This window comes from Streptomyces sp. NPDC001732, from assembly GCF_053596315.1.
In genome coordinates, this window is the sequence record NZ_JBSFFY010000164.1 from 1 (window position 1) to 3,644 (window position 3,644).

Genomic DNA, 3,644 nt, shown 5'->3' on the forward strand with positions numbered 1-3,644 from the left:
GGCCGTGGAGGCGAAGCCCGGCGAGCCGCTCGAAGTCGTGTTCCGCAGACTGGTGCCGGAGCACCGGGATCTGATCCTTGCCGACGAAGCCGAAGTGCGGTCTAGGATTCCCGGGGACCTGCCGAAGGTTCTGCAACTGGAGGAATGGCACCAGCCGGAGGATATCGAGACACCTCCCAGCACGAGTGAGACCTACCAGCAGATCGCGGAAGTCCTGGCATCTGGTGACGTCGGACGCTACCGACCGAGACTTTCACCCAATACCCACTGGTCCAACTGGCCGGACTCCGGAACTCTGTGACCGGTCGCCGTGGGTTCGGCGGAATAACGCCCGCAACGCGGCACGGCGGGCGTCGAGTGAGTGTGATCGCGTCCGACGGGGGGTGAGGTGTACTTCCATACTGCCGCAGTGCCGGAGGGAGTGGACGGTCGGAAATCGAACGGGCGGGCTGCCCCCACAGCGCCTGCCCCGCCGGGAACGTCCCGCTTCGCGGGCCGTTCCCGAAAGCCAGAGCAAAACCCCCGTAAACACCGCCGCCGGGATTGACGAAACAGATAGGGGCACCCCCCGCCACTCACCCGCGTCGGCGACACCGGCAGTGGGAGTGTTGCCGCTCATCGTCGCCTCACGCTCCGTAGACGGGCTCGGGCGTCGCGGCTTCGGCGAGCAGCTTCCTGACCGCCGCGCCCACCTCCGCGGTGTCCCAGCGCCGGCCGAGGTCGACCGCCGGACCGTGCCGCCAGCCCTCCTCGATGCAGATCCTGCCGCCCTCGACCTCGATCATCCGGCCGGTGACATCGGCGGAGTCCTCACTGGCGAGCCAGGCGACGACCGGCGACACGTTCGCGGGGTCCATCGCGTCGAAGCCCGACTCCGGGGCCGCCATGGCAGCCGCGAAGGGGCCCTCGGTCATCCGGGTACGCGCTGCCGGCGCGAGCGCGTTCACGGTGACGCCGTAGCGACCGAGCTCCTGGGCAGCCACCAGCGTGAGCCCGGCGATGCCGGCCTTCGCCGCACTGTAGGCGGCCTGGCCGACGCTGCCCTGAAGGCCCGCGCCCGAGCTGGTATTGATCACCCTGGCCTCGCGTCGGCGCCCGGCCTTGGCCTCGGAGCGCCAGTACGCGACGGCGTGACGCAGCGTCGCGAAATGGCCCTTGAGGTGTACGCGGACCACCGCGTCCCACTCGTCCTCGTCGGCGTTGACGAGCATGCGGTCGCGCAGGAACCCGGCGTTGTTGACCAGGATGTCGAGCCCGCCGAAGGTGTCGACGGCCTGCCGCACCATCCGGCGGGCGCCCTCGAAGTCCGCCACGTCGTCGCCGTTGGCGACGGCCTCGCCGCCCATCCCCCTGATCAGACCGACGACTTCTTCGGCCGGACCGGAGGACACACCCACGCCGTCGGCAGCGGCACCGAGGTCATTGACCACGACCTTGGCGCCCTGCCGGGCCAGTTCGAGCGCATGCTCACGCCCCAGGCCGCGACCGGCACCCGTCACGAGGGCGATGCGACCTTCGCACATTCCACTCATCCGCTTCTCTCCCCACCGCCGGCTGCCGCGTCCCGCGCAATCCGGCCCGACCCTTCTTCCTGAACCAAGCAACTGCTAGGCTAACAAGCAAGCGCTAGGTTAGGAAGGAAGAAATGGGTATCAGTTCGACGAGGCATGCCAACGGCGTTCGTGTCGTGACGATGGACTACCCCCCGGTGAACGCCCTTCCCGTCGCCGGCTGGTACGGCGTGGCCGAGGCCATGGACGAAGCAGGAAAGGACGCGGAGACCCGCGTCGTGATCCTGCGGGCCGAAGGCCGGGGGTTCAACGCCGGCGTCGACATCAAGGAGATGCAGCGCACCACGGGCTTCAACACACTGCTCGGCGCGAACCGGGGCTGCTACACGGCATTCAAGGCGATCTACGAGTGCGCCGTCCCGGTGGTCGCGGCCGTCAACGGGTTCTGCCTCGGAGGCGGCGTGGGCCTGGTCGGCAACTGCGACACGGTCATCGCCAGCGACGACGCCTATTTCGGTGTGCCGGAAGTGGACCGTGGCGCCCTGGGCGCAGCCACTCATCTCGCCCGTCTGGTGCCACAGCATCTGATGCGCACCCTGTACTTCACCAGCCGGACCATTCCCGCGGCCCAGCTGGTCTCCCACGGCTCGGTCCTCGATGTCGTGCCCCGCGCCGGGCTCGATGCCGCCGCCCTGGAGGTCGCCGGTGAGATCGCCGCCAAGGACCCCCGTGTCATCCGCGCCGCGAAGGAGGCCCTCAACGGGATCGACCCGGTCGACGTCAACCGCAGTTACCGCTTCGAGCAGGGCTTCACCTTCGAGCTGAACCTCGCCGGGGTCGCCGACGAGCACCGCGACGAGTTCGTCGCCACCGGAAAGCCGCTCAAGGCCCCATGACCGCGCCGAACATGAAGAACACACTCGATCCGCGCAATCCGCGCGACCGTGAGGTGGTGAAGGCATGACGACGAAACAGTTGCTCCGCACGCCGCTGACCGAACTGGCCGGCATCACGCATCCCATCGTGCAGACCGGCATGGGATGGGTCGCCGGGCCGCGTCTCGTCTCGGGCACCGCGAACGCCGGCGGCCTGGGAATCCTCGCATCGGCGACGATGACCCCGGAGGAGCTCGACAAGGCGATCGGCGAGGTCGCCGGACGCACCGACCGGCCGTTCGGCGTGAACCTGCGGGCCGACGCCGGTGACGCCCGGGAACGGGTGAAGCTGCTGATCAAGCATGGGGTCAAGGTCGCGTCCTTCGCGCTGGCTCCCAAGCGGGATCTGATTGCCGAGCTCAAGGACCACGGCATCGTGGTGATCCCGTCGATCGGTGCCGCCCGGCACGCCGAGAAGGTGGCCGCCTGGGGCGCGGACGCGGTCATGGTCCAGGGCGGCGAGGGCGGCGGTCATACGGGTTCCATTCCGACCACGCTGCTGCTCCCCACGGTGCTCGACGCGGTCGACATCCCCGTCGTGGCGGCGGGCGGCCTCTTCGACGGGCGGGGGCTGGCGGCCGCGCTGTCGTGGGGCGCTGCCGGTATCGGCATGGGCACCCGCTTCCTGCTCACCCAGGACAGCGCGGTCCCGGACGCGGTGAAACAGCAGTACCTCATGCGCGATCTGAACGGCACCGTCGTCTCCACCAAGGTGGACGGGATGCCTCATCGGCTCCTGCGCACCGAGTTCGTGGAGCAGCTCCATGAGGAGAGCTCCGTCAAACGGCTGGTTCCGACCGTCAAGCGCACTCTCGCCTTCAAGAGGATGAGCGGCATGAGCTGGCGTCAGCTGCTCGCCGATGGCTACCGCATGAAGCACAGCGGCGACCGGAGCTGGTCGCAGACAGTGCTGGCCGCGAACACGCCGATGATGCTCAAGGCCGGCCTGGTCGGGGGGGACGTCACCGCGGGTGTGCTCGCGTCCGGCCAGGTGGTCGGCGTGATCGATGACCTGCCCAGCTGCCAGGAGCTCATCGACCGCGTGGTGACGGAGGCCGCCGAGTGCCTCCGGCGTGGGCACGGATTCCTGGTCTGACGCGGCACGCCGTGGACCGCGGACGGTGAAGGCCGCGCCCCCGGCGGGGGGGGGGGGGGGGAAGGAGCCGGGGCGGGGGGGGGTGGCTGGGGGGGGAATGTT

Annotated in this window: 4 protein-coding genes; 3 read left to right on the forward strand and 1 reads right to left on the reverse strand. The window is 69.4% G+C overall.

The genetic code is table 11. The features are described 5' to 3' along the window. Positions 1-301, forward strand: a 301-nt coding sequence (locus tag ACWCXX_RS40875; RefSeq protein ID WP_451136331.1) for a DUF7003 family protein, incomplete at its 5' end; no start/stop codon positions are given. Between the two features lie 325 nt (positions 302-626). Here ACWCXX_RS40875 and ACWCXX_RS40880 read toward each other — a convergent pair. Beyond that, the gene (locus ACWCXX_RS40880; RefSeq protein ID WP_451136333.1) at positions 627-1,532 is read right to left on the reverse strand and encodes an SDR family oxidoreductase; all 906 of its coding nucleotides are present in this window, start codon (positions 1,530-1,532) and stop codon (positions 627-629) included. Between the two features lie 113 nt (positions 1,533-1,645). On the opposite strand from ACWCXX_RS40880, the gene ACWCXX_RS40885 reads away from it, so the two are divergent. After that, positions 1,646-2,407, forward strand: a complete 762-nt coding sequence (locus ACWCXX_RS40885) for an enoyl-CoA hydratase family protein (protein ID WP_451136335.1) — start codon at positions 1,646-1,648, stop codon at positions 2,405-2,407. 64 nt (positions 2,408-2,471) lie between these two features. Beyond that, positions 2,472-3,542 (forward strand): NAD(P)H-dependent flavin oxidoreductase, encoded by a 1,071-nt coding sequence (locus ACWCXX_RS40890; protein WP_451136337.1) that lies wholly within the window; start codon positions 2,472-2,474, stop codon positions 3,540-3,542. Positions 3,543-3,644 lie beyond the last annotated feature (102 nt).

Bases quoted from the DNA above. Each gene is read 5' to 3' on its own strand.
- ACWCXX_RS40890 (WP_451136337.1), top strand. From the start codon at position 2,472: ATGACGACGAAACAGTTGCTCCGCACGCCGCTGACCGAACTGGCCGGC.
- ACWCXX_RS40880 (WP_451136333.1), bottom strand. From the start codon at position 1,532: ATGAGTGGAATGTGCGAAGGTCGCATCGCCCTCGTGACGGGTGCCGGT.
- ACWCXX_RS40885 (WP_451136335.1), top strand. From the start codon at position 1,646: ATGGGTATCAGTTCGACGAGGCATGCCAACGGCGTTCGTGTCGTGACG.